The sequence below is a fragment of the Rhodoferax sp. genome (genome assembly GCF_012927445.1).
Taxonomy (GTDB): Bacteria; Pseudomonadota; Gammaproteobacteria; order Burkholderiales; family Burkholderiaceae_C; genus Rhodoferax.
In genome coordinates this window covers 437,864-462,891 of sequence record NZ_JABBPD010000004.1, presented here as the reverse complement: position 1 = coordinate 462,891, position 25,028 = coordinate 437,864, and the positions used below count along the sequence as shown (strand labels likewise).

30 protein-coding genes are annotated in these 25,028 nt (G+C 58.6%); 27 read left to right on the top strand and 3 right to left on the bottom strand.

What is annotated here, in order from left to right; genetic code table 11:
• Nucleotides 1-131 precede the first annotated feature (131 nt).
• Genes HHJ17_RS07740 through HHJ17_RS07725 form a run of 4 tightly spaced genes read left to right on the top strand, consistent with a single transcriptional unit; the run spans nt 132 to nt 3,273 of the window.
• Entirely contained in the window at nt 132-1,166 is a 1,035-nt protein-coding gene (locus tag HHJ17_RS07740) for an RluA family pseudouridine synthase (RefSeq protein WP_296501544.1), read from the top strand.
• Nucleotides 1,144-1,830, top strand: coding sequence for an HAD-IA family hydrolase (locus tag HHJ17_RS07735; protein WP_296501545.1), 687 nt, complete (start codon nt 1,144-1,146; stop codon nt 1,828-1,830). The genes HHJ17_RS07740 and HHJ17_RS07735 overlap by 23 nt, the downstream gene beginning before the upstream one ends.
• Nucleotides 1,831-1,847: 17 nt before the next feature.
• On the top strand, nt 1,848-2,213 hold the full coding sequence (locus HHJ17_RS07730) for a Rieske 2Fe-2S domain-containing protein (RefSeq protein WP_296501546.1): 366 nt from the start codon (nt 1,848-1,850) through the stop codon (nt 2,211-2,213).
• Between the two features lies 1 nt (nt 2,214).
• On the top strand, nt 2,215-3,273 hold the full coding sequence (locus tag HHJ17_RS07725; RefSeq protein WP_296501547.1) for a S49 family peptidase: 1,059 nt from the start codon (nt 2,215-2,217) through the stop codon (nt 3,271-3,273).
• Nucleotides 3,274-3,291: 18 nt separating this feature from the next.
• Here the strand turns inward: HHJ17_RS07725 and HHJ17_RS07720 are convergent, their stop codons facing one another.
• Together HHJ17_RS07720 and HHJ17_RS07715 are read right to left on the bottom strand one after the other, a co-directional pair.
• Nucleotides 3,292-4,080: an SAM-dependent methyltransferase gene (locus HHJ17_RS07720; RefSeq protein WP_296501548.1), complete on the bottom strand. Its 789-nt coding sequence runs from the start codon at nt 4,078-4,080 to the stop codon at nt 3,292-3,294.
• Between the two features lie 2 nt (nt 4,081-4,082).
• A complete protein-coding gene (locus HHJ17_RS07715; RefSeq protein ID WP_296501549.1) occupies nt 4,083-4,676 on the bottom strand; it encodes a Maf family nucleotide pyrophosphatase in 594 nt (197 codons plus the stop codon).
• A 25-nt stretch (nt 4,677-4,701) separates the two neighbouring features.
• On the opposite strand from HHJ17_RS07715, the gene HHJ17_RS07710 reads away from it, so the two are divergent.
• The 22 genes from HHJ17_RS07710 (at nt 4,702) to nagZ (ending at nt 24,268) form a co-directional block, all read left to right on the top strand.
• Nucleotides 4,702-5,250, top strand: a complete 549-nt coding sequence (locus HHJ17_RS07710; RefSeq protein WP_296501550.1) for a YceD family protein — start codon at nt 4,702-4,704, stop codon at nt 5,248-5,250.
• A gap of 108 nt (nt 5,251-5,358) precedes the next feature.
• Nucleotides 5,359-5,541, top strand: a complete 183-nt coding sequence (rpmF, locus tag HHJ17_RS07705) for a 50S ribosomal protein L32 (protein ID WP_296501551.1) — start codon at nt 5,359-5,361, stop codon at nt 5,539-5,541.
• A 105-nt stretch (nt 5,542-5,646) separates the two neighbouring features.
• Nucleotides 5,647-6,696, top strand: a complete 1,050-nt coding sequence (gene plsX, locus HHJ17_RS07700; RefSeq protein WP_296501552.1) for a phosphate acyltransferase PlsX — start codon at nt 5,647-5,649, stop codon at nt 6,694-6,696.
• A gap of 3 nt (nt 6,697-6,699) precedes the next feature.
• A complete protein-coding gene (locus HHJ17_RS07695) occupies nt 6,700-7,677 on the top strand; it encodes a beta-ketoacyl-ACP synthase III (RefSeq protein ID WP_296501553.1) in 978 nt (325 codons plus the stop codon).
• A gap of 63 nt (nt 7,678-7,740) precedes the next feature.
• Nucleotides 7,741-8,706 (top strand): ACP S-malonyltransferase, encoded by a 966-nt coding sequence (gene fabD / locus HHJ17_RS07690; protein WP_296501554.1) that lies wholly within the window; start codon nt 7,741-7,743, stop codon nt 8,704-8,706.
• Entirely contained in the window at nt 8,699-9,445 is a 747-nt protein-coding gene (fabG, locus tag HHJ17_RS07685; RefSeq protein ID WP_296501555.1) for a 3-oxoacyl-ACP reductase FabG, read from the top strand. Before fabD ends, fabG begins: the two co-directional genes overlap by 8 nt.
• Before the next feature lie 118 nt (nt 9,446-9,563).
• On the top strand, nt 9,564-9,803 hold the full coding sequence (gene acpP / locus HHJ17_RS07680; RefSeq protein ID WP_114973157.1) for an acyl carrier protein: 240 nt from the start codon (nt 9,564-9,566) through the stop codon (nt 9,801-9,803).
• Nucleotides 9,804-9,942: 139 nt separating this feature from the next.
• Nucleotides 9,943-11,190 carry a beta-ketoacyl-ACP synthase II gene (gene fabF / locus HHJ17_RS07675; protein ID WP_296505475.1) on the top strand — a complete coding sequence of 416 codons (1,248 nt, stop codon included), beginning with the start codon at nt 9,943-9,945 and terminating at the stop codon, nt 11,188-11,190.
• Nucleotides 11,191-11,237: 47 nt separating this feature from the next.
• Entirely contained in the window at nt 11,238-11,711 is a 474-nt protein-coding gene (locus tag HHJ17_RS07670) for a hypothetical protein (RefSeq protein ID WP_296505473.1), read from the top strand.
• Nucleotides 11,708-12,355: an RNA polymerase sigma factor RpoE gene (gene rpoE / locus HHJ17_RS07665; protein ID WP_296505472.1), complete on the top strand. Its 648-nt coding sequence runs from the start codon at nt 11,708-11,710 to the stop codon at nt 12,353-12,355. Before HHJ17_RS07670 ends, rpoE begins: the two co-directional genes overlap by 4 nt.
• A gap of 30 nt (nt 12,356-12,385) precedes the next feature.
• On the top strand, nt 12,386-13,021 hold the full coding sequence (locus tag HHJ17_RS07660; RefSeq protein ID WP_296505471.1) for a sigma-E factor negative regulatory protein: 636 nt from the start codon (nt 12,386-12,388) through the stop codon (nt 13,019-13,021).
• Between the two features lie 50 nt (nt 13,022-13,071).
• Nucleotides 13,072-14,112 carry a MucB/RseB C-terminal domain-containing protein gene (locus HHJ17_RS07655; RefSeq protein ID WP_296505470.1) on the top strand — a complete coding sequence of 347 codons (1,041 nt, stop codon included), beginning with the start codon at nt 13,072-13,074 and terminating at the stop codon, nt 14,110-14,112.
• Between the two features lie 37 nt (nt 14,113-14,149).
• A complete protein-coding gene (locus HHJ17_RS07650) occupies nt 14,150-15,619 on the top strand; it encodes a DegQ family serine endoprotease (protein WP_296505468.1) in 1,470 nt (489 codons plus the stop codon).
• Between the two features lie 506 nt (nt 15,620-16,125).
• The gene (lepA, locus tag HHJ17_RS07645) at nt 16,126-17,937 is read left to right on the top strand and encodes a translation elongation factor 4 (RefSeq protein ID WP_296505466.1); all 1,812 of its coding nucleotides are present in this window, start codon (nt 16,126-16,128) and stop codon (nt 17,935-17,937) included.
• Complete coding sequence (lepB, locus tag HHJ17_RS07640; protein ID WP_296501563.1) at nt 17,937-18,902, top strand: signal peptidase I; 966 nt, start codon at nt 17,937-17,939, stop codon at nt 18,900-18,902. Before lepA ends, lepB begins: the two co-directional genes overlap by 1 nt.
• Before the next feature lie 31 nt (nt 18,903-18,933).
• Complete coding sequence (locus HHJ17_RS07635; RefSeq protein ID WP_296501564.1) at nt 18,934-19,287, top strand: DUF4845 domain-containing protein; 354 nt, start codon at nt 18,934-18,936, stop codon at nt 19,285-19,287.
• Nucleotides 19,288-19,312: 25 nt separating this feature from the next.
• Complete coding sequence (rnc, locus tag HHJ17_RS07630) at nt 19,313-19,999, top strand: ribonuclease III (RefSeq protein ID WP_296505464.1); 687 nt, start codon at nt 19,313-19,315, stop codon at nt 19,997-19,999.
• Between the two features lie 68 nt (nt 20,000-20,067).
• Entirely contained in the window at nt 20,068-21,015 is a 948-nt protein-coding gene (gene era, locus HHJ17_RS07625; protein ID WP_296501718.1) for a GTPase Era, read from the top strand.
• 138 nt (nt 21,016-21,153) lie between these two features.
• Nucleotides 21,154-21,903: a DNA repair protein RecO gene (recO, locus tag HHJ17_RS07620; RefSeq protein ID WP_296505462.1), complete on the top strand. Its 750-nt coding sequence runs from the start codon at nt 21,154-21,156 to the stop codon at nt 21,901-21,903.
• 5 nt (nt 21,904-21,908) lie between these two features.
• On the top strand, nt 21,909-22,694 hold the full coding sequence (locus tag HHJ17_RS07615; protein ID WP_296505460.1) for a pyridoxine 5'-phosphate synthase: 786 nt from the start codon (nt 21,909-21,911) through the stop codon (nt 22,692-22,694).
• Entirely contained in the window at nt 22,695-23,093 is a 399-nt protein-coding gene (gene acpS / locus HHJ17_RS07610; RefSeq protein ID WP_296505459.1) for a holo-ACP synthase, read from the top strand.
• A 71-nt stretch (nt 23,094-23,164) separates the two neighbouring features.
• Complete coding sequence (gene nagZ, locus HHJ17_RS07605) at nt 23,165-24,268, top strand: beta-N-acetylhexosaminidase (RefSeq protein WP_296505457.1); 1,104 nt, start codon at nt 23,165-23,167, stop codon at nt 24,266-24,268.
• Between the two features lie 10 nt (nt 24,269-24,278).
• Here nagZ and HHJ17_RS07600 read toward each other — a convergent pair whose 3' ends face one another.
• The gene (locus tag HHJ17_RS07600) at nt 24,279-24,506 is read right to left on the bottom strand and encodes a hypothetical protein (RefSeq protein WP_296505456.1); all 228 of its coding nucleotides are present in this window, start codon (nt 24,504-24,506) and stop codon (nt 24,279-24,281) included.
• 42 nt (nt 24,507-24,548) lie between these two features.
• On the opposite strand from HHJ17_RS07600, the gene speD reads away from it, so the two are divergent.
• On the top strand, nt 24,549-24,938 hold the full coding sequence (speD, locus tag HHJ17_RS07595) for an adenosylmethionine decarboxylase (RefSeq protein ID WP_296505455.1): 390 nt from the start codon (nt 24,549-24,551) through the stop codon (nt 24,936-24,938).
• Nucleotides 24,939-25,028: the final 90 nt, after the last annotated feature.

Below are 25,028 nucleotides of genomic sequence, written 5' to 3'. Positions count from 1 at the left end.
GTTTGCGGTTTGCGTGCATGGCGCCCGGCGGCATCGACTTACTATTGGGGCTGGTGATGGCGGGTGAACTAAACTCCACCTAAACGATGAGTTAACTTGTCGTTAAATCAACCACTTACAGCGCATCGCTAGTGAAACACATTATAGGGGGCAATCCAGCCCCGCAAATTCCCCAGGTCAAGTCGGTCCTTGTAGATGAAGACTCTGCGGGGCAACGGCTCGATAACTTCCTCATGCGCCACCTCAAGGGCGTGCCGAAAACCCACGTCTACCGCATCATTCGCAGTGGTGAAGTGCGGGTCAACAAAGGCAGGGCGTCCGCCGATTCCCGCGTGCAGGCCGGCGATACGGTGCGCTTGCCGCCGGTGCGGATTTCTGAACGGGTGGCCGAAAAAGCCGAAGCCATGGCGCAAAGCATGGCGCGTGGCGTCCCGGCCCGGGACTTTCCCATTCTGTTTGAAGACGAGCACCTGATCGCCATTGACAAGCCGTCGGGCGTGGCGGTGCATGGCGGCTCGGGTGTGAGTTTTGGCGTGATTGAACAATTGCGCATGGCCCGGCCCCAAGCCAAATTTCTGGAATTGGTGCACCGCCTGGACCGCGACACCAGCGGTATTTTGCTGATTGCCAAGAAGAGAAGCGCCCTGACCAACCTGCAAGACCAGTTTCGCGAACGGGAAACTGGCAAAACTTATCTGGCGCTGGTGGTCGGCCACTGGCCGGGCAACAAAAAAGTGCTGGACAAACCGCTGCACAAATACCTGCTTGCCAATAAAGATGGCTCTGAAGGCGAGCGGCGCGTCAAAGTGGTGTCCAAGGACGATCCCAATGGCATGCCTTCCGTCACCCTGGTGAAAGTCCGGGCCACCACAGCCACCGCTTTTACCTTGCTCGAAGTCACCATCAAGACCGGACGCACCCATCAAATCCGGGTTCACCTCGCCAGCGAAGGCTATCCGATTGCGGGCGATGACAAATACGGCGATTTCGACCTGAACAAGACGCTGCTGCGGTCTGGCAAATTGCCCGCCCTCAAGCGAATGTTCCTGCATGCCTGGCGCTTGCAGTTCAACCATCCGGCCAGCGGCGAACGGGTGGAATTGCTGGCCCATTTACCTCCTGAACTTGAAGCGTTTGCGACCCATGCTGCACCCTCTCCTTCCTGACACGTCCCCATCCCGGCAGTTTGATTTGATTGCCTTTGACTGGGATGGCACGCTGTTTGACTCCACCGCCATCATCACGCGCAGCATTCAGAATGCGGTGCGGGACGTGGGCGGCACGGTGCCGAGTGACCGGGAGGCGGCCTATGTCATTGGCATGAGCTTGATGCAGGCACTGGCGCATGCCGCGCCCGACGTGTCAGAAGATAAGTATCCGGAGCTTGGTGCGCGTTACCGCCACCATTACAGCGCTCACCAGAACGACATCAGCCTGTTTGAAGGGGTGCTGCTGATGCTGGCCGATTTAAAGTCTCGCCAGCACTGCCTGACCGTGGCCACCGGCAAAAGCCGCCATGGCCTGGATGAAGCGCTGCAGGCGGTCGAGCTCAAAGGCCTGTTCGATGGATCGCGCACGGCGGATGAAACAGCGGGCAAGCCGCATCCCCGCATGTTGCAGGAGCTGATGCGCGAGTTTGGCGTGACACCGGCGCGCACGCTGATGATTGGCGACACCACGCACGACTTGCAGATGGCCCTCAACGCCGGTTGCCCGAGCGTGGGGGTGAGTTATGGCGCCCATGAACCTGATGCGTTCCATGCCCTGAACCCCCGCTATGTGGCCCATTCCGTGCGTGAACTGCACGACTGGCTGCTGCGCAACGCCTGACCGGCGAAAGCTTTCACATGTCGCAACGCGTTCCCCTGTGCAATTCCGCCGATCTGGTCAACAGCGCTGAAGCCGTTTCCTTCGATGTGATGTATTGCGGTCAGACCTGCCGGGCTTTTGCCATTCGTTACCAGGGCCAGGCCTATGCCTACCTGAACCGTTGTGCCCATGTGCCGATGGAGTTGGATTACCAGCCCAACCGCTTTTTCGACAGCACGGGCCACTGGCTGATGTGTGCCACGCATGGCGCCATCTATCAGCCGCAGACCGGTGCCTGCCGCGGTGGCCCCTGCCGGGGTGGCTTGATCAAGATTGAGGCGTCCGAGCTCGATGGCGTCGTGCACTGGCATACTGCCCATAACCTGAAACCTTTTGAGTTTTGAAATGACTGATCCTCTTATTCCCGAACAACCGAATGCCACTCCCGAGTCTGCTGTAACAGAAAATCAGGCTGCAGCCCCCGTCAATAATGCGGCAAATGCTACTAAAAAAGTAGCAAAAGAGGATGCTTCTGCCAGTCCTGGCTGGGAGCGCGCCACACTGGAAAAACTGGTGTTTGCGTCATTGACCGAACAACGGCATGCCCGCCGCTGGCGCAATTTTGTGCGGCTGGCCTGGCTAACCTTTTTTGTGCTCACGGCTTGGGTGCTGATCAGTCGCAATGGCCCGTCGCAGGATGCCTCGACGCCGCACACGGCGGTGGTCGAAATCAAGGGTGAAATCGCCTCAGGTGCGGATGCCAGTGCTGAATTGATTGTGGTCGCCTTGCGCGGTGCGTTTGAAGACGAAGGCGCCCAGGCGGTGGTTCTGTTGATCAATTCACCCGGCGGCAGTCCGGTGCAGGCCGGCATCATCAACGACGAGATCAAGCGTCTCAAGGCCAAACACAAGAAGCCGGTGTATGCCGTGGTGGAAGAGTCCTGTGCCTCGGCAGCCTATTACATTGCCGTGGCGGCCGACAAGATTTTTGTCGACAAAGCCAGCATTGTGGGCAGCATTGGCGTGTTGATGGACGGTTTTGGCTTTACCGGTCTGATGGACAAGCTGGGCGTGGAGCGCCGTCTCATGACGGCCGGTGAAAACAAGGGGTTTCTGGATCCGTTCAGCCCGCAAACCGAAAAACAACGGGCTTTTGCCCAGACCATGCTGGACCAGATTCACAAGCAGTTCATCGACGTGGTCAAGGCCGGCCGGGGTTCCCGATTGAAGGAAACGCCCGAGACCTTCAGTGGCCTGTTCTGGAGTGGCCAGCAAGCGATTGAACTGGGGCTGGCCGATCAGTTGGGCAACCTCGACTTCGTGGCGCGCGAAGTCGTCAAGGCCGAAGAAATCATTGACTACACCCGCCGCGAAAATGTGGCGGAGCGTTTGGTCAAGCGTTTTGGTGCCTCCATTGGTGCTGGCGCGGTACACGCCATTCAATCGATTCCCGCCGTCCGCTGACCCGTATTGACAATGAAATTAGCGACCCAGGGCAAACACCGCCGGGGTCGAGTTGTCCAGTGGCGACGTCTTTTGTCGCCAGTCTTTGATGCTGTCGCTGCGACAGACACCCCGGGCCAGCGTTAGCCCGCTGCACACGGCCAGCCGGGTGGTGTGTTGCAAGGTGTGCAACAGCGTCTGCAGCATGGCCGCATTGCGGTAAGGCGTTTCAATAAAGAGTTGGGTCTGCCCGGTTTTCAGTGCCAGTGATTCCAGCTCGCGCACGCGCTTGGCGCGTTCAGTGGCTTCTTGCGGCAAGTAGCCCACAAACGCAAAATTTTGGCCATTGAGTCCACTGGCGGCCAGCGCCAGCAACAGCGAGACCGGGCCGGTCAGCGGGAGCACTTCAATTCCCAAGTCATGGGCCGCGCGCACCACCGAGGAGCCCGGGTCGGCCACCGCCGGCATGCCAGCTTCGCTGACCAGCCCCATGTCATGGCCTTCGAGCGCGGGCGTCAGCAGGTGGCGGGCATCAAAGTTGCCGGTGTGGTCACCTTTTTTATGCACTTCGCGGGGCAGTTCCTGAATCTGCAGGGACTGCAGCGGGCCGCTGAGCGGGGTGATGTCATTCACCCGTTTTAAATAAGCGCGCGCTGACTTGGCGTTTTCGCAGACCCAGTATTGCAGCTTTGCCGCCACGATCAGGGTGCCCTGGGGCATCGTGTTTTGCAGGTCCACCTGGCTGTCACAGCCGAAATCGAGCGGTGCGGGGACCAGATACAGCGTGCCCTTATGGGATTGCGCGGTGTGAGTGGATGTAGTTGTCATGGTCATAGCACCTTGACGCCTGCGGCCTGAATCATGCGGCAGGTTCGGATCAAAGGCAGGCCCACCAGCGCGGTCGGGTCGTCGTTGTCAATCGACTCCAGCAGGGCGATGCCCAAGCCTTCACTTTTGGCGCTGCCCGCGCAGTCGTAAGGGGTCTCTGCTTGCAGGTAAGCCTCGATTTCAGCGTCAGAAAGCGCGCGAAACTTCACTTTGACCTGGGCCAGGTCCATTTGCGCAAACCCCGTTTCCAGGCAGACCACGGCGACGGCCGTCTGGAAAATCACGGTTTTTCCGCGCATTTGCTGCAACTGCGCGGTGGCGCGTGCGTGGTTGCCCGGTTTGCCGAGGGCTTGGCCGTCCAGCTCGGCCACCTGGTCGGATCCGATCACGACACAGGCGGGAAATTGTGTGGCTACGGCGCGGGCCTTGGCCATGGCCAGCCGACATGCCAGCTGTTTCGGTGTCTCGGACGCCTGGGCTGTTTCATCAACATCAGGCGCGGCGACTTCAAACGGAATGCGCAGACGCGCTAACAGTTCACGGCGGTAGGGCGAGGTGGAGCCCAGGATGAGTTTTCGGTGAGTAGGTTCAGACATGCCGTGATTCTCTTACACTGCGTGCATGAAACAAGAGTCTCCCCCCACCCATTTGGATGTCAAGGCGTTTGCGCATGCTGCAAGTACCCTCGCTGGACATGATTTGCTATCAAAATATGAGCGTTTAATGCAGGAGGTGCAGGGGCTGGGTGCCGATCACGTTCTTAATTGGTCGGCGCAAGGGGAGTTGCGGGCCGATGAAGCGGGCGCAGAACAAATCTGGTTGCATTTGACGGCGGAGGTCAGTTTGCCGTTGATGTGCCAGCGCTGTCTGGGGCCTGTCGACATTGCGGTGTCTGTGAAGCAGTCGTTTCGCTTTGTCGGCAGCGAAGAGGCTGCCGAGGCGCAAGACGAAGAGTCGGAAGAAGATGTGCTGGCCCTGAGCCAGGAATTTAACCTGGCGGATCTGATCGAGGACGAAGTGCTGATGGCGATGCCCGTGGTTCCCCGTCATGAAGAGTGCCCCGTTGAGGTTAAGCTGGAAGTGGCGGATGCCGGTTTTGAAGTCGCGTCGGCTGAAAAACGCAATCCGTTTGCGGTGCTGGCCAAGCTGCAGGGCGGCAAGTCCAGCTAAGTCTGGCGAGGTGAGCTATAATTTGAGGCTTCACGCGATTTAAAAAGCCGCGTGTTCTATTACCCACTATGTTGCGGCCTTCGCAATCTAAACGTCCAGGAGCAGATCATGGCTGTCCAACAGAACAAAAAATCACCTTCAAAGCGCGGTATGCACCGTTCACACAATGCGCTGGTCGTGCCAGGCATTGCGGTTGAGTCCACCACGGGTGAAATCCACCTGCGTCACCACATCAGCCCGAATGGCTTTTACCGTGGTCGTCAAGTGCTCAAGAGCAAGTCTGAAGCCTAATTTTTAATTAAGCCAAGGCCCGAGGCTACCGTGTTTGTAGCGTCGGGCCTTTGTATTTATGCTTCCGATTTTCGGTTGCCATTTGCTTTGGTGCACTAGTTTCCCATGATCACAATCGCTGTCGACTGCATGGGAGGCGATCATGGCCCTCGTGTCACGCTTCCTGCTTGCCGAAATTTTCTGGATCGACATGCCGACGCGCAGTTGATTCTGGTTGGGCTGCCTGAAAGTTTGAGTGAATTCTCCCACTTGCGCGCCCAAATTGTGGTGGCCAGCGAGGTCGTTGGTATGGATGATTCGCTCGAAGTGGCACTTCGGCGTAAAAAAGATTCTTCCATGCGTGTCGCCATCCAGCAGGTCAAGGATGGTATTGCGCAGGCCGCTGTGTCGGCAGGCAACACCGCCGCGCTGATGGCTATTTCCCGCTACTTGCTCAAAACCCTGGATGGCATCGATCGCCCCGCGATTGCCGGGCAAATTCCCAATGCCAAGGGCGGGGCCACCACCGTGCTGGACATGGGGGCGAATGTCGATTGTTCGGCCGAGCACTTGCTGCAGTTTGCCATGATGGGTTCTGCCTTGGTGTCCGTACTCAGCGGCAATGACAATCCCACGGTCGGTTTGCTCAATATTGGCGAAGAAGCCATCAAGGGCAACGAAGTCATTAAAAAAGCCGGCGAACTGCTTCGAACGGCGGCCAAAGCGGGCGATTTGAATTTCTATGGCAATGTCGAAGGCAACGATATTTTCAAAGGAACCGCCGACATCGTCGTGTGCGACGGCTTTGTTGGTAATGTGGCCTTGAAAGCCAGTGAAGGCCTGGCAACCATGATTGTGGATTTCCTGAAAATCGAGTTTTCTCGTAATATTTTCACGAAATTAGCAGCAATTGCCGCTTATCCCATCATATCGGCTCTTAAAAAGCGGATGGATCACCGACGCTACAACGGCGGCGCCTTGCTGGGCCTGCGCGGTCTGGTTTTCAAGAGCCATGGTTCCGCAGATGCGTTGGCATTTCAGTTCGCTTTGACGCGGGCGTATGATGCAGCCCGAAACAACCTGCTTGACCGTGTTCAAGTCCGGATTGCTCACGTGGCGCCTATCTTGGTCGCTGTTGAGTCCTCTGGACGGCCTGATGCGGTCGCTCTCGCCTGACACATGAAACTATATTCACGCATCACCGGTACCGGTAGCTATCTCCCCCCCCGTCGATTGACCAACGCCGATCTGGCCGCCGAGCTCGCCACCCAAGGCGTCGAAACTTCGGATGACTGGATTGTTGAGCGCACCGGAATTCGAGCGCGCCATTTTGCGGCCCCCGAAGTTTGCAGCAGTGATCTGGGTCTGGAGGCCGCGCGCCGGGCTTTGCAGGCGGCAGGCGCCGAAGCCACCGATATTGACCTGATCATTGTCGCTACCTCCACGCCTGATATGGTGTTCCCCTCGACCGCCTGCATTTTGCAGAACAAGCTGGGGGCCAATGGCAGCACCGCGTTTGATGTGCAGGCCGTGTGCAGCGGTTTTATTTACGCGCTGACCATTGCCGACGCGATGATCAAGTCGGGAGCGGCCAAGAAGGCGCTGGTGATTGGTGCCGAAGTCTTTTCGCGCATTCTCGATTTCAAGGACCGGACCACCTGCGTGTTGTTTGGCGATGGCGCCGGTGCCGTGGTGTTGGAGGCGTCTGATACCCCCGGTATTCTTGCCAGCGACTTGCACGCTGACGGCAAGCATGTTGGCATCCTGTGTGTGCCCGGTCACGTGTCGGGCGGCAAGGTGTTGGGTGATCCCTTGCTGAAAATGGACGGTCAGGCGGTCTTCAAACTGGCGGTGGGCTTGCTGGACGAAGCCGCCCGTAACACCTTGGCCAAGGCGGGCAAGGTCGCGGCGGATATTGACTGGCTGGTCCCGCATCAGGCCAATATTCGCATCATGCAAAGTACCGCCAGAAAGCTCAAACTGCCGATGGACAAAGTGATCGTCACGGTGGACCAGCACGGCAATACTTCTGCCGCCTCCATTCCTCTGGCGCTGGATGCGGCGGTGCGCAGCGGCAAGGTCAAACCTGGTGAACTGCTCTTGCTGGAAGCGGTGGGCGGTGGTTTCACCTGGGGTGCAGTGCTGCTAAATCTGTAGCATTGGGCGCAGGTAATACAAGGGCAGGAGCCTGATTTGAACCGTAACTTTGACAAATTCAGCATGAATTCATTTGCTTTCGTTTTTCCAGGTCAGGGATCTCAATCCGTGGGGATGTTGGACGCGTGGGGCGATCATCCGGTGGTGCTTGCAACACTCAACGAGGCCTCTGATGCTTTGCGTGAAGATGTTGCCAAGCTCATTAAAGAAGGACCCAAGGAGGCGCTGGCCCTGACGACCAATACCCAGCCGGTGATGTTGGTGGCTGCCGTGGCGGCGTACCGCGTCTGGATGGCCGAGACGGGTTTGGCGCCGGCCGCCGTGGCCGGACATTCCCTGGGCGAATATTCAGCCTTGGTAGCCGCCGGTGTGCTGACGCTGACGCAAGCGGCCCCGCTGGTGCGCTTCAGGGCGCAGGCCATGCAGGATGCGGTGCCGGTGGGTGTGGGTGCGATGGCGGCCATTCTGGGGATGGATGCCGCAAAAGTAATCGCTGGCTGCGCAGAAGTGACCAGCAGTTTTGACGAAAATTCGTTAGAGGTCGTGGAAGCCGTCAACTTCAATGACCCCGGTCAAACCGTGATTGCCGGCAGCAAGGCCGCCGTTGAAAAGGCCTGTGAAGTATTGAAAGCTAATGGCGCCAAACGCGCTTTGTCGCTGCCGGTGTCGGCGCCGTTTCATTCAAGTTTGATGAAGCCAGCGGCTGAAAAACTCAAAGAACAATTGAAATCGATTGAATTTATGGCACCTCAAATCGCATTGATCAACAATGTTGACGTCGCCGTCGAGGTCGATCCCGACCGGATTCGCGATGCGCTGTACCGGCAAGCCTTCGGTCCTGTGCGTTGGGTGCAGTGTGTGCAGGCCATCAAGGCACGCGGCCTGACGTCGATCGTGGAATGCGGGCCGGGCAAGGTGCTGGCCGGCATGGTCAAACGCATCGACCCGGAACTGAACGGCATGGCGCTGTTGGACCCGACCACCCTGGCGGATATCAAAACCATACTTTCGGGTGCAAATCATGCGTGATATTAAATTTGAAGGCCAAGTCGCTCTGGTGACGGGCGCCTCACGCGGTATTGGCGCTGCCATTGCCCTGGAACTGGCAAAGCGGGGGCTGAAAGTGATTGGCACCGCCACCACGGACGAGGGGGCTGCCAAAATTGGGCAAACCCTGGCTGCTTTCCCTGGCTGTAGCGGCAGCACGTTGAACGTCAACGATGCACAGGCCGCCGAAACCCTGATTGGCGAAATTGTTAAAGAGCATGGCGGCTTGCAAGTGTTAGTCAACAACGCCGGCATCACGCGCGACAACCTCGCCATGCGCATGAAGGACGAAGAGTGGGATGCCGTGCTTGACACCAATCTGAAGGCAGTGTTTCGCATGAGTCGCGCGGTCATGCGCACCATGATGAAGCAGCGTTATGGCCGCATCATCAGCATCACGTCGGTGGTGGGGGCCTCGGGTAACCCGGGGCAGGCCAACTATGCCGCCGCCAAGGCGGGGGTGGCGGGCATGACCCGGGCACTGGCGCGTGAATTGGGCTCGCGCAACATTACCGTCAATTGCGTAGCGCCGGGCTTTATCGAAACCGATATGACGGCCAGCCTGCATGAAGACCAGCACAAAGCACTGCTCAGCCAAATACCGCTGGGTCAGTTGGGCAAGCCCTCTGATATTGCCCATGCCGTGGCCTATCTGGCTTCGCCGCAAGCCGCCTATGTGACGGGGCAGGAGCTGCACGTCAACGGCGGCATGCTGATGTAAGCTCTGGAACAGAGATAAGACAAATCAAGCCGATTTATCCGTTCGGCAGCCGGATTGGGGGATCACCCCGAAGCCCGGCTAAAATCACGGATTAATTTACAACCGTCTGAGTGAACCCATGAGCGATATTGAAGCACGCGTGAAAAAAATTATTGCCGAACAACTCGGTGTGGAAGAGTCACAAGTGACCAGCGAAAAAGCCTTCGTGGCCGATCTGGGTGCAGATTCCCTTGACACTGTGGAACTGGTGATGGCACTGGAAGATGAGTTTGGAATTGAAATTCCAGACGAAGATGCCGAGAAGATCACAACAGTGCAAAACGCGATCGATTACGCCAATACGCACAAGAAAGCGTAAGGTGCGGTGTGCGCGACGCGTCAATGCGTCGCCACACTGAATGTGACGGACTGCATTGGTACCCGATGCAAGTCCACAGGCCTGGTTCCAAGCTGTTCCAGGCAACTTTCTTTAGATCAACTACTGACTGCAAAATTCTATGTCCCGTCGTCGCGTTGTAGTAACAGGTTTGGGTTGTGTCAGTCCCGTGGGTAACACGGTGGCCGATGCCTGGGCCAACCTGCTGGCCGGGAAATCCGGTATCGATTTGATCACCAAGTTTGATACCTCAAGCTTCTCCTGCAAAATTGCGGGTGAAGTCAAGGGCTTTGAACTCGGCGACTACATCGGCCCCAAAGAGGCGCGCACGATGGACGCCTTCATTCATTTTGGTATTGCCGCAGCCAGTCAGGCGGTTGCCGATGCCGGCCTGCCGACCCTTGATGCACTGGACGATGAGTTGTCCACTCGTATCGGTTGTCTGATTGGCTCAGGCATTGGCGGCTTGCCGATGATTGAAAACATGCACTCCGAGTTTGTTAATCGTGGTGCACGTCGCATTTCGCCCTTCTTTGTACCGTCCACGATTGTCAACATGATCGCGGGTCATGTGGCGATTCGTTTTGGTTTCAAAGGGCCCAATATGGCCATCGTGTCGGCTTGCACCACCGGGCTGCACTGCATTGGTGAAGCGGGTCGCATGATCGAATACGGTGACGCGGATGTCATGGTGGCCGGCGGGTCTGAGGCCACGGTGTCGCCCTTGGGTATTGGCGGTTTTGCCGCCATGCGGGCGCTGAGCACTCGCAATGATGACCCGCAAACGGCGTCACGCCCGTGGGACAGGGATCGTGATGGCTTTGTTTTGGGCGAAGGTGCGGGGGTGATGGTGCTCGAAGAGTACGAACACGCCAAGGCACGCGGTGCCAAGATTTACGCTGAGCTGGCCGGTTTTGGCATGAGCGCGGATGCCGGCCACATGACCGCTCCCAATATGGACGGTCCACGCCGTGCCATGCTGGGTGCCATGCGCAATGCCGGCGTGAACGCTGATCAGATTGATTATCTGAATGCTCACGGCACCTCGACACCGCTGGGTGACTTGAATGAAACCAATGCCATCAAGGCGGCCTTGGGCGACCATGCGAAAAAGACGGTGGTCAACTCAACCAAGTCGATGACCGGGCATTTGCTGGGTGGTGCCGGTGGCATTGAGTCCATCTTTACCGTGCTGGCGCTGCATCACCAGAAGAGCCCGCCGACCATCAATATTTTCAACCAGGATCCGGAGTGCGATCTGGACTTCTGTGCCAATACCGCACGGGACATGAAGATAGATGTGGCTTTGAAAAACAACTTTGGGTTTGGTGGCACCAACGGCTCGCTTGTTTTCAAGCGTGCGCCGTAACGTTTCCCGCACACTAATCTAAACGTCCCTGGCTGATTGATTCCAGCATGCACAGCGCCCCAGCGGTCAGTTATCCGGTGGGGCGTTCGCGTTTTCAGGGCTGGTTGCTGGTTTTGACCGGCTTGGCCAGTGTGCTTGTCGGCTTGATTTGGTTCCGCCAATCCGACTTGGCCGGCTGGCGGCAAGGGCTGTATGTCGCCACATTGCTGGGGACTTGCGTCATGGCGGTTCAAGCCTGGCGCCGCTCTCCGTGCGGCAGCTTGCGCTGGGATGGTCAAGCTTGGAGCTGGACCGAACGGGATGTCTCTGTTTGCGCAGTGCTGTCCGTACATCTGGATTTACAGTTTTTTTTGCTGCTGAGCCTGCGCACGGACACCGGCAGCCGGATCTGGCTTTGGCCTGAGCGCCGGACGATGGCGGTGCGTTGGAATGCTTTACGCCGGGCTGTTTTCTCTCATCGCGGTGCAGGCCAAGGCCTGACGGCTTATGCGGAGGCGGCCCTGGCCCAGGTGAAGTCATGAACGCCGACGCAACACCGCCCCCGTTACCCGCGCCTCCCAGCGCCACCGACAGCGATGTGATGCTGGTGGAGCGCGCCGTGGCGGGAGACCAGGGTGCTTTTGAGCTGCTCGTCATCAAGTACCAGCGCCGGATTCAGCGGCTCATTGGCCGCATGGTGCGTGATGTTGATCTGGTGGAGGACATCGCCCAGGAGACGTTCATCCGTGCCTACCGCGCGCTGCACCAGTTTCGCGGTGACGCCCAGTTCTACACCTGGCTGTACCGTATTGCCGTCAATACGGCCAAGAAGTTCTTGCTGGAACTCAAGCGCGATCCCACCGTGTCGGAGAGCGCTTTTAAATTGGATGAGGACGGCGATGAAACTTACTACGCCAGAAGTGAACCAATATCAGATGAAACACCGGAGTCGGTACTGGCGGCCAAGGAAATTGGCGCGGCCGTGAATGCGGCCCTTGCGGCTTTACCAGAAGATTTGCAGCAGGCGTTGACGTTGCGAGAGATTGAAGGTTTGAGCTATGAAGATATCGCAGAAGTAATGAATTGCCCGATTGGCACGGTTCGCTCCCGAATATTCCGAGCACGGGAAGCGATTTCAGCCAAAGTGAAACCGATGCTGGAAAAACAGACCGGTAAACGCTGGTAAGACCGCTAGCGAAACTGGGTGAGACTGGACATGATGATGCAAGAAGCAGAGAAAAATCGTGAACTTGTGTCGGCGCTGGCCGACGGGCAGTTGCGCGGGGAAGAATTCGCCCGCACCGTCGAGTGGCTTAACGAGGCTGACGCTGCCCAAGTGGCGTGGGATACCTACCATCTGGTGGGCGAGGTGCTGCGCTCTGGCGAAACCGTGGCCAGTGCTGTTGACACTGCTTTTATGCAACGATTGAAGCTTTCTTTGCAGCAGGAAAAGCCGCTCAGGCCCAGCATGGCTGCTATTAATTCAGTAGCTTCTTGCGCAGTATCAACGGGGGCTGCAGGTCTAAATGATTCGAAAGTCGAGAGTGCCAATAACGCAAGTTTTCGCTGGAAGCTGTTGGCTGGCGTTGCGTCGCTGGCGGCGGTGTCGGTGATCGGCTGGCAGGCTTTGGTTGGGGGCGGCGATCTGCAAGGTGCTGCCTTGATGGCGCAGACCGTCAACCCGGACGTGGCGGTACAGCAGGTCGCGGCCAATGGTGCGCCGCAGGTCATGATTCGAGACCGCCAACTGGATGCGCTGCTGGCGGCGCACCGCCAGTTTGGCGGCACGTCGGCACTGCAAAAGCCGGCCGGCTTTCTTCGTAATGCCACCTTTGAGGGAGCAGGCCGTTGAGAGAGAGGGACATCCTGATGATTCGATCCATCAACAGAGCGGTAACCAGAATGGCATGGGCTGTGCGCAAGGTTTTCCGTTTCAGCTTGGCCGGGTTCCTTTTCATCACGCTAGGCACCGCCGTGACGGCGCAAACTTTGTCTTCGGCTGGTGCGCCTGCGGCGGTGGATGCCAAAGTGGCAGACCGCAGTGTGAGTGAGTGGCTGATGCGCATGCACGAGGCCTCACGCCGCCGTGCCTATATTGGAACTTTTGTCGTCACGGCAGGAAACGCCATGTCGAGTGCGCGCATTTGGCATGTGTGTGATGGTGAACAGCAGATGGAGCGTGTGGAGTCGTTGACAGGCGCGCCCCGCTCCACGTTTCGGCGCAACGATCAGGTGGTGACTTTTTTACCCGAGAGCCGGGTGGCGGTGGCAGAAAAGCGCGAGTCACTGGGGCTGTTTCCAAATTTACTGCACTCCTACGATGCCTCTATTGCGCAGTTTTACAGCGCGCAGGCGACAGGCCACGAGCGCGTGGCGGGTTTTGAGGCCGATGTGGTGCAGCTGAAGCCCAAAGACAAGTTGCGTTTTGGCTACCGGATCTGGACCGAAAAAAAGTCCGGGCTGGTGGTCAAGCTACAGACGCTGGCCGGCGACGGGCATGTGCTGGAGCAGGCGGCTTTTTCTGAACTGCAACTGGACGCGCCAGTCAGCATGGCCAAGCTGACAAAACTCATGGACAACACCGAGGGTTACCACGTCGAGAAGCCGGGGCTGGTGAAAACCACGGCCGCCGCCGAGGGGTGGGTGCTGAAGACGGCGGTGCCTGGTTTCAAGCCCATGAGTTGCTACAAGCGGGCGGTGGGGGCAGGGGCGAATGCCCGCCATGAGAACACCCTGCAATGGATTTTTTCTGATGGCTTGGCGTCGGTATCGCTATTTATCGAGGCCTACGATGCGGAGCAGCACGCGCAGCCTGGCACGACCGCCATGGGCGCCACTCACACGCTGACACGCCGTATCGGCGACTGGTGGTTGACGGTGGTTGGTGAAGTGCCGCCGCAGACCCTGGCCGCCTTTGCACAGGGACTTGAGCGGAAAAAATAATGCACCATATACCAACTTGTTTTTCAATGAAAGGGCGATGATGATTCAAATCGATTGGAAGAAGTTGCATTCGTGTGTTCTGGTGGGGGCCTTGGCGGTGACCGCCTCGGTCGCCGTTCTGCCCATGACATCCGCGGTCGCCCAAGTACGTACCTTGCCCGACTTCACCGATCTGGTGGAGCAGGTCGGCCCTTCGGTGGTCAATATCCGCACACTTGAAAAAGTATCGGCGCGCGCCGGTGCTGGAGGCGCCGGCGAGGAGGAACTGCTGGAGTTTTTTCGTAAGTTTGGCTTGCCGATCCCGAATATGCCGCGTCAACCCCCGCGCCAGAAAAGCCCTCAGCCGCAAGATGAAGAACAGCCGCGCGGCGTGGGTTCGGGTTTCATTCTGTCCGCGGACGGTCTCGTCATGACGAACGCGCATGTCGTGGACGGCGCTGACGAAGTGCTCGTCACTCTTACCGACAAACGCGAGTTCAAGGCCAAAATTATTGGCGCTGACAAGCGCAGCGATATTGCGCTGGTCAAGATCGACGCCACGGGCCTGCCCGCCGTCAAGGTCGGTGATGTGAGTCGGCTTAAGGTCGGCGAATGGGTGATGGCCATCGGGTCCCCGTTTGGTCTGGACAATACCGTGACCGCCGGCATCGTGAGTGCCAAGCAGCGTGATACCGGTGACTACCTGCCGTTCATCCAGACCGATGTCGCGATCAACCCCGGTAATTCAGGGGGCCCGTTGATCAACATGCGCGGCGAAGTGGTGGGCATCAACAGCCAGATCTATTCACGCTCGGGCGGCTCCATGGGCATCTCGTTTGCCATTCCGATGGACGAAGCGATGCGGGTGAGCGAGCAATTGCGGGTGTCCGGCCGCGTGTCGCGCGGTCGCATCGGGGTGCAGATTGACCAGGTCACCAAAGAGGTGGCGGAATCGATTGGACTGGGCAAGGCACAGGGGGCGTTGGTGCGGGGTGTCGAGGTTGGCTCGCCCGCCGACAAGGCAGGCGTGGAAGCCGGTGACATCATCACCAGGTTTGAGGGCAAGCCAGTTGAGAAATCCAGCGACCTGCCGCGCATGGTGGGCGGCACCAAACCCGGCACCCGCAGCGCCCTGACGGTGTTTCGTCGTGGCGGCTACAAAGAGCTGACGGTCACGATCGCGGAGATCGAAGCCGATAAATCCGCCCGCAAAGCCGCTGACAAGGAAGAGAAGCCCACTGCCTCAAGCGCTGGACAGGTGTTGGGCCTGGCCGTGAGTGAGTTGACCGATGCCCAGAAGAAAGAACTTAAGATCAAGGGCGGCGTGAAGGTCGAAGCCGCTACCGATGCCGCCGCCCGTGCCGGACTTCGTGAGGGCGATGTGATTGTGCAGATTGCCAACATGGAGGTGGCCAACGTCAAGGCGTTCGATCTCGTGGTGAAAAAACTGGACAAGAACAAAGCCGTCAATGTGCTGTTTCGACGCGGCGAATGGGCGCAATACACGGTGATCCGGTTGGCCCGTTAAGTGGCCGTTGGCGCTGCAAGACCCTGAATCGAACTCGGATTTAGGGTCTTTCTTCATCGGATTCACCTGTAAAAGACAGTGAACTATTTATTTTTTACCCGTTTTTGTGCTTGATCAATGTTGGCATTCACTAACTTTTAAATTTGTTAATTGCTGTTTTGGTTAGAATGAACGCGGATCATCATGGATTACAGGCATATTGAATGGACCGAAGTCCACCATACGGGATGAGTTGCACCGCTCCACAGGCAGTCCACAGTTCACCCACAAGTTGTCCAGAGCTTGATCCACCCAAGCTGTTAATAAGTTGTGTATAAGATTTTTGTTGCTGCTCCGCAACGACGCATGGTGACTGTTTTTTGGCTGTACGTTTCTGGCTTTTTGCCTACAATGAACTTCCAACCTTCGCAGTTGCCAATGATTGTTGGTTCAGGGCGCGTCAAAATTCGACGCGCCCTTTTTTCTGGTCTCATCGTTTTAATTCAATCACTTAAGTGTCCTCGTTGATGAATCACATCAGAAATTTTTCGATCATTGCGCACATTGATCATGGCAAATCAACCCTAGCGGATCGCTTGATTCAGCGCTGTGGTGGTTTGCAAGAGCGGGAGATGCAAGCACAGGTGCTGGACTCGATGGACATCGAGAAAGAGCGTGGCATCACCATCAAGGCCCAGACCGCCTCGCTCAAATACAAGGCGCTCGATGGCCAGATTTACAACCTGAATCTGATCGACACCCCCGGTCACGTTGACTTCTCTTATGAAGTGAGTCGCTCACTCTCGGCCTGCGAAGGCGCCCTGCTGGTGGTGGATGCCAGTCAGGGTGTTGAAGCGCAAACCGTGGCCAATTGCTATACCGCGCTGGAGCTGGGCGTGGAGGTGGTGCCGGTACTCAACAAGATGGATTTGCCCAACGCCGATCCAGATAACGCCAAGGTTGAAATTGAAGATGTGATCGGGATTGATGCCACCGATGCCATTCCGTGTTCCGCTAAAACCGGCATGGGCATTGATGAAATTCTGGAGGCCGTGGTCGCCCGAATTCCGCCGCCCAAGGGCAACCCGACCGGGCCCTTGCGCGCCATGATTGTGGACAGCTGGTTCGACACTTATGTCGGCGTCGTGATGTTGGTGCGCGTGGTCGATGGCCGTCTGGGCAAGGGCGAACGCATCAAGATGATGGCCACCGGCGCGGTGTACAACGCCGACAACCTCGGCGTCTTCACGCCCGCCAATGAAGCGCGCGATTCGCTGGAGGCCGGAGAGGTGGGCTACATCATTGCCGGCATTCGCGAACTGCAGGCGGCCAAGGTGGGCGACACCGTGACCCTGGTGAAACTCGGCACCGGGGGTGCTGCGTTCACGGCCACGGAGCCGCTGCCCGGTTTCAAGGAAATTCAGCCGCAGGTGTTTGCCGGTTTGTACCCGACCGAGGCCAACCAGTATGAAGGCTTGCGCGACAGTCTGGAGAAACTCAAGCTCAACGATGCGTCGTTGCACTATGAGCCGGAAGTGTCGCAAGCGCTGGGTTTTGGATTCCGTTGCGGCTTCCTCGGGCTGTTGCACATGGAGATCGTGCAGGAACGTCTGGAACGCGAGTTTGACCAGGACCTGATCACCACCGCGCCCAGCGTGGTGTACCAGGTGGTGGGGGTGGATGGCGAAGTGCGGATGGTTGAAAACCCGTCCAAGATGCCCGACCAGGGCCGCATGGACGAGATCCGTGAGCCTATCGTCACCGTGCACTTGTACATGCCGCAAGACTATGTCGGCGCCGTGATGACGCTGGCCAACCAGAAACGTGGCGTGCAGATGAACATGGCCTACCACGGTCGCCAGGTGATGCTGACCTACGAGATGCCGCTGGCGGAAATCGTGTTGGATTTCTTTGACAAGCTGAAGTCGGTGTCGCGCGGTTATGCGTCCATGGACTATGAGTTCAAGGAGTACCGCGCCGCTGACGTGGTGAAGGTCGATATCTTGCTGAACGGTGACAAGGTGGATGCCCTGTCCATCATCGTGCACCGCTCGCAGTCGCAATTCCGCGGCCGGGCCGTCGTGGCCAAGATGCGTGAAATTATTTCGCGCCAGATGTATGACGTGGCAATTCAGGCCGCCATCGGCTCCAATATCATTGCGCGAGAGTCCATCAAGGCGCTGCGCAAAAACGTGATTGCCAAGTGCTACGGCGGCGATATTTCGCGCAAACGCAAGCTCCTGGATAAACAAAAAGAAGGAAAAAAACGCATGAAGCAAATCGGTTCAGTGGAAGTGCCGCAAGAAGCATTTTTGGCAATTTTGCAGGTGGACGGCTAATGCAAGCCCTAACCTCCTTCATCCTGGCGGGCTTTGTCGGCTACGCCGGTGCCTGGTACTTCGGCCTGGTCGAAGGCAACTTTGCGCTGCTGTTGTTTTTGGCCACCGTCGTCACCGGCGTTTACTGGCTGGCCGAGCGTTTTTACTTTCAGCCGCAGCGTTTCAAAGCGGCGGCGCTGCTGGACGCGGAGTCCCTCCAGCGCCGCGAAGAGCTGCGCAAGCAAGGTATCAACCAAGTTGACATGGACGTCTCGGAGGCCAGAAATCGCATCCTGGCGCAACCCTGGTGGCTGGACTGGACGGCCGGGCTCTTTCCGGTGATCATCTCCGTGTTTTTTCTGCGCTCGTTCCTGTTCGAGCCGTTCAAGATTCCATCGGGCTCCATGATTCCGACGCTGCTGGTCGGCGACCTGATTCTGGTGAACAAGTTTCACTACGGCGTGCGTCTGCCCGTGATCAACACCAAGATCACCGAAGGCACGCCCCCGCAGCGCGGCGATGTGATGGTGTTCCGTTACCCGCCCAAGCCGAGTCTGGATTACATCAAGCGCGTGGTCGGTGTCCCGGGCGACGAGGTGGCTTACCTCAACAAGCGCTTAACCATCAACGGCAAAGTGATCGAGACGGCAGCGCTGCCCGAGTTCTTTGATGAAGATGTGATGCGTTATTTCAAGCAGTACCAGGAAACGCTGGGCGAGCACAAGCACGGCATACTGAATGACGACGACCGGCCCGCCTTTGTGCCGGGCGCGGACGACTTTGTATTCAAGCAAAACTGCCACTACAGTGTGGAAGGCGTGGTGTGCAAAGTGCCGCAAGGCCACTACTTCATGATGGGCGACAACCGCGATAATTCGCTGGATTCGCGCTATTGGGGTTTTGTGCCGGACAAAAACATTGTGGGTAAAGCGTTTTTTGTCTGGATGAACTTCAGCAGCTTGAAGCGCATCGGGTCGTTCAATTGATATTTTGTCTCTTAACTGATCAGGAAACTGTATGACGCATCAATTCAGGTCCAGGCAGCGCGGTTTGTCTTTTTTAGGGCTCTTGGTGGTTGGCGGCCTGCTGGCTGTCACCGGGGTGATCGGCGCGCAAATTGTGCCAACCGCCATCGAATACCAGGCGATTTTGAAAGCCGCCAACAAGGCGCGTGAAGGTAATTCGGTGGCTGAAGTGCGCAGTATTTTTGACAAGGCGTCCGCCATTGACAACATCAGTTCCATCTCCGGCAAGGACATTGACGTGACCAAAGAAGGCGACAAGATTGTGGTCAGTTTTGCCTATCAGCGCGAAATTCACTTGGCCGGTCCGGGTTACCTGACGCTCAAATACAGCGGACGTTCCAAGTAATGCACCCACAGAAAGATACCCACGCGTGAATGAAGGTTTGATGGCGCTGCAACGTCGGTTGCAGCATGAATTTACCAACCCTGCCTTGTTGACGCAGGCGGTAACACACCGCAGTTTTTCCAGCGACCATTACGAGCGGCTGGAGTTTTTGGGCGATTCGGTCCTGAGCCTGGCGGTGTCTGATTTGCTGTACGAGCGTCTGCGTGCGCTGCCGGAAGGTGACTTGTCCCGCATCCGCGCCAATCTGGTCAAGCAAGACACGCTGCACCAGCTGGCCGTCGAGCTGGGTTTGCCCGATGTCCTGCGGCTGGGCGAGGGCGAGTCCCGCTCGGGTGGTCATAAACGGCCCTCCATTCTGGCGGACACGCTGGAGGCCATTATTGGCGCGGTCTACCTGGATGCCGGTTTTCCTGCGGCGCAAAGTCTGGTGCAGCGCCTGTTCAAAGCGGTGGAAATCAACCCGGAAATGGAAGCCATTGGCAAAGACCCGAAGACCGAGCTGCAGGAGTGGTTGCAGGGACGCAAAATGAATTTGCCGCTCTACCGCGTGGTCGGGACCCAAGGTGCAGCCCACAAGCAGACGTTTGACGTCGAATGTGAGATTATCGAACTCAATTTTTCAGAGCGCGGCATTGGCGGATCACGCCGTGCGGGCGAACAGGCCGCAGCTGCCGCCATGCTGCAAACAATCAAGGCAAAGGCCAAATCATGAATGCTACTAAAATAATAGCTGCTGACGCAGACGCAACGGGGCCTGAAGGTCAAAATGATGTGGAAAGCATGCTCAAAAGCATGCGCGTCGCCGCGCCCGCGGACGCGCCGGTCGAAGGCCAGCGCTGCGGCCTGATCGCCATCGTCGGCAAACCCAACGTCGGTAAATCGACCTTGATGAACGCCCTGGTCGGCCAGAAGATCAGCATCACCTCGCGCAAGGCGCAAACCACGCGCCACCGCATCACCGGCATTCACAGCCAGGGTGCGACCCAGTTTGTGTTTGTCGATACCCCCGGCTTCCAGACGCGCCATAACAACGCGCTGAACCGTTCGCTCAACAAGACCGTGCTCGGTGCGGTCGGCGATGTCGATCTGATTTTGTTCGTGGTCGAAGCCGGCATGTTCAACCAGGCCGATGCCAAAGTGCTGGCGCTGCTGAGCAAAGACATTCCCACGTTGCTGGTGGCCAACAAGCTGGACCAGGTGACGCGCCGTTCCGACATTGCGCCCTGGCTGCAAGAAATGCAGCAGCGCCACACCTTTGCCGAGTTCGTGCCGATGTCGGCCAAGAACGCCAAAGACATCGAGCGCATGCTGGGCATCTGCGAAAAATATCTGCCCGAGCAAGCCTGGTGGTACGCCGAAGACGAATTGACCGACCGCAGCGAGAAATTCCTGGCCAGCGAGACCGTGCGCGAAAAGCTGTTCCGCTTGACCGGCGATGAGTTGCCGTACACCTCGACCGTGGTCATCGACAAGTTCGAGGAAGAGCCGCCTGCGCGCAAGGGCCAAAAACGCCTGCTCAGGATTGCCGCCACCATCGTGGTCGAGCGCGACACCCACAAAGCCATGGTGATTGGTGACAAGGGCGAGCGCATCAAACGCATCGGCATGGAAACCCGCGTCGAGCTGGAAAAAGCACTCGACTGCAAGGTGTTCATCGAGATGTGGGTCAAAGTGCGCTCCGGTTGGGCCGATGACGAAGCCCGCGTCCGCTCCTTCGGTTACCAGTAAGGTTGTGTGGCCCCCACGCTTGCCACTGCGTGTGCTGCGCTGCCCCCCGAGGGGGTTGTTTCACCTTGGGGCGGCCCGGCGGTGAAACGGGCCCCCACGCTTGCCGCTGCGTCATTGGCCTGCTGGGCGACCTGCTAAGTGGCGACCAAGCGCATCTCTGACGAACCCGCTTACGTTCTGCACCGTTATGACTGGAGCGAGTCGAGCCTGATTCTGGAGGTGCTGACGCGCCACTACGGCCGCATTGCGCTGGTGGCCAAGGGCGTCAAGCGGCCGACGTCCAGCTTTCGTCCTGTGTTGCTGCCATTGCAGCCGCTGCATGTGGCGTTTGGCGGCGATGCCGAAATCCGCACGCTCAAAGGCGCCGAATGGATGGGCGGCCATGTCATGCCGACCGGCGACGCCTTGATGTCCGGCCTGTACCTGAATGAACTCTTGATGACGCTGCTGGCGCGCGATGACCCGCACCCGGGGCTGTTCGACGTCTACGCCAATGTGGTGCAGGTGATTGCCTCCGAGCACGGCGAGGCTTTGCAATCGGCCTTGCGTGCGTTCGAGTTGCTGCTGTTGCGCGAGATCGGGCTGCTGCCGCAGCTGAACGTGCAGACCATGACGCTGCAACACCTGGCGCCGCAGCAGCGCTACACCCTGGTGCCCGAAGGCGGCCTGCGGCAGACCCACCCGACGGATCGCGCCAGCCTCAGTGGCGCGCAATGGATCGCCCTGCAACGCTCGCTGGCTGACAATGCGCCGTTCATGGCCACCTTGCGCGCCTGCTCGGAAGTGATGGCCGAGCTCAAACCCCAGTTGCGCACGCTGTTGAACTACCATTGCGGCGTGACAACATTGCGAACGCGGCAAATGATGATTGACCTGCAATCCTTATGACCTCTATGACTACCACGCCTGCGGGCGGCCCGCAAACGCGAACCGCGCTCTCCGTCAACCTCAACAAAGTGGCCCTGGTGCGCAACACCCGCCACCTCGGCATCCCCAGCGTCACGCGCGCGGCCACCTTGTGCCTGCAAGCCGGTGCCAACGGCATCACGGTGCACCCGCGGCCGGACGAACGCCATATCCGGGCCGCTGATGTGCGCGATCTGGCGGTGCTGCTGCAGGGCTGGCCGGAGCGTGAATTCAACATCGAGGGCAACCCGTTCCACAACCTGATGGACTGCGTGCGCGACCTGCTGGAGCGCAAGCTGCCGGTGCACCAGGTGACCTTTGTGCCCGACAGCGAAGGCCAGTTCACCAGTGACCATGGCTGGAATTTCCCCGCCGACGCCGAGCGCTTGCGCCCCTTGATTGCCCAAGCTCACGCCTGGGGCCTGCGCGTCAGTCTGTTCATGGATGCCGACCCGACGGCGATGGCGGCCGCCAAGGCGGTCGGGGCTGACCGCGTCGAGCTCTACACCGAGCCCTATGCCGCCGCGTGGGGGACACCGCAGCAAGACGCGCAGTTGGCGCGCTTCGCCCAGGCCGCCCAGGCGGCGTTGGCGGTGGGGCTGGGCGTCAACGCCGGCCACGATCTGAACCGTGACAACCTGAACACCTTCCTGCAAGCCGTCCCCGGCGTCGCCGAGGTCTCGATCGGCCACGCCCTGATTGCCGACGCGCTGGAGCTGGGTTACCGCGCCACCGTGCAGGATTACCTGCGCTGCATCACGCAAGGGCATTGAATGATTTACGGCATTGGCACCGACATCTGCGACGTGCGCCGTATTCGCGCCAGCCTGGGGCGCCACGGCGACCGCTTTGCCAGCAAGATCTTGAGCGATGCCGAGTTCGCCACCTGGAAAGCCCGCAGCGAGCGCTGGCCTGAACGTGGCCTTCGCTACCTGGCGACCCGCTTCAGCGCCAAGGAAGCCTTCAGCAAAGCCATCGGCCTGGGCATGACCCATCCCATGACTTGGCGGCGCTGCGAGGTGGCGACCTTGCCTGGCGGCAAACCCACCCTCGTCTTGCATGGCGAACTGAAAGACTGGTTTGAAGCCCGCCACCTGTCCGCGCACATCAGCGTGACGGACGAAACCGATTACGCCGCCAGCTTCTGCATGGTCGAAATTTTAGATAAATAGGCCGCTAGCCCCCGCATAATATGCGTAGATAGCTATTAAATATATAGCTAATAATTTTAGTGAGATTTCCCATGACCCAACACGCGCCCCTCATCATCGACGTCGCCGGCTTGAGCCTGAGCAAAATTGATCGCCAACGCCTGAAGCACCCGCTGGTCGGCGGCATCATCCTGTTTGCCCGTAACTGGCAGGACCGGGCGCAGCTGACCCAGCTTTGCCTGCAGATCAAGAAAGTACGCCGCGATTTGCTGATCTGCGTCGACCACGAAGGCGGCCATGTGCAGCGCTTCAAGACCGATGGTTTCACCCACCTGCCGCCGATGCGGGCCTTGGGCGAGATGTGGCTGCAGGACGGAAAAGGGGGCAAGGCAGGCGAGGGCGCTGGCGCCATGCAGGCCACCAACGCGGCTTCGGCCTGCGGTTATGTGCTGGGGGCCGAGTTGCGGGCCTGCGGCGTGGACTTCAGCTTCACCCCGGTGCTGGACCTTGATTTTGGCGAGAGTGGCGTCATTGGCGACCGCGCCTTTGCCCGCGACCCGCGCATGGTCAGCCTGCTGGCGAAGAGCCTGATGCACGGCCTGCTGCAAAGCGGCATGGCCAACTGCGGCAAACACTTTCCCGGCCATGGCTTCGTCAAGGCCGATTCGCACACCGCCATTCCGGTCGACAAGCGCAGCCTGAAAGCGATTTTGAATGAGGACGCCGCGCCCTACGGCTGGCTCAACACCACGCTCAGCAGCGTCATGCCGGCGCACGTGATCTACCCCAAGGTGGATACGCGGCCGGCCGGTTTCTCGGCCAAGTGGCTGAACGACATCCTGCGTGGCCAGCTCGGTTTTGGCGGCGCCATTTTCAGCGATGACCTGTCGATGGCCGGCGCCCGCTTGCTTGACGGCCAGCAAGTGAGCTACACCCAGGCGGCCGTGGCGGCGCTGAATGCGGGCTGCGACATGGTGTTGCTATGCAACCAGTGCTTGCCCAACAGTGAGCTGGGCGGCCGGGCGGTGGATGAGTTGATTGAGGGGCTGACCGAGGCGCAGCTCAAAGGTAGCTGGCAGCCGCAGGAGGCCGGCGAAGAGCGCCGCCGCGCGCTGTTGCCGCGCACGCCCGCCACCGAATGGGATGCCCTGATGGTGCAGCCGGACTACATGCACGCGCTCAGCCTGATTCCTTGAGCGGTCAGTTTCAAGGCGAACGGTGCAGCCGGGGCGACGACAGGGCCACGATCATGTCGCTGGTGGCGTCATCGACGTTGGGGTGACGCGCGAGCAGCTTGCTACTGATCAACAGGGCGCGCAGATCTTTCAGATCTTTCACGGTAGGCGCCACTTTGATCTGGGCAATGGCGGCTTCGCTATTGCCCCCTTGAACCAGGGCAGCGACCTTGGTGGCCCAAATACTTTGACGTGACATAGTGGTGTTCCTGAAAATAAATTGATAGCTATAGTTTGACCCATGCAAGGACTGCACCTTACCGCCGATCTTCACGACTGTCATTGTGAGCCCCAATGGCTGACGGACAGCGCTCTTTTGGGTGAACATTGCCGGCAGGCGGTTGCGGGCGCGGGTCTGCAGGCGGTCGCCCATGTGTTTCATGCCTTCCCGGCCACCGCGCAAGGCCCTGGCGGCGTCACGGCCACCGTGTTGCTGGCTGAATCGCACCTGTGCGTTCACACCTGGCCTGAACAAAACGCCGTGACACTTGACGTTTATGTGTGCAACTTTGGAGGTGACAATGCCGCCAAAGCCCACGTACTCATGACCGCCATGACCGGTTTGTTTCACCCCGCTCATGTGGAGCGACATGCCTTGCAACGGGGACAGATTACCTCGGTGGTGCCGTAGCGTCTCATGGCGTTATCGAGTGTGAAAGGGTAAATTTTTGCTCTTGATTTTGTAACTATCTGCGCCTATTTGGCGGGCGCTACAGGCTTA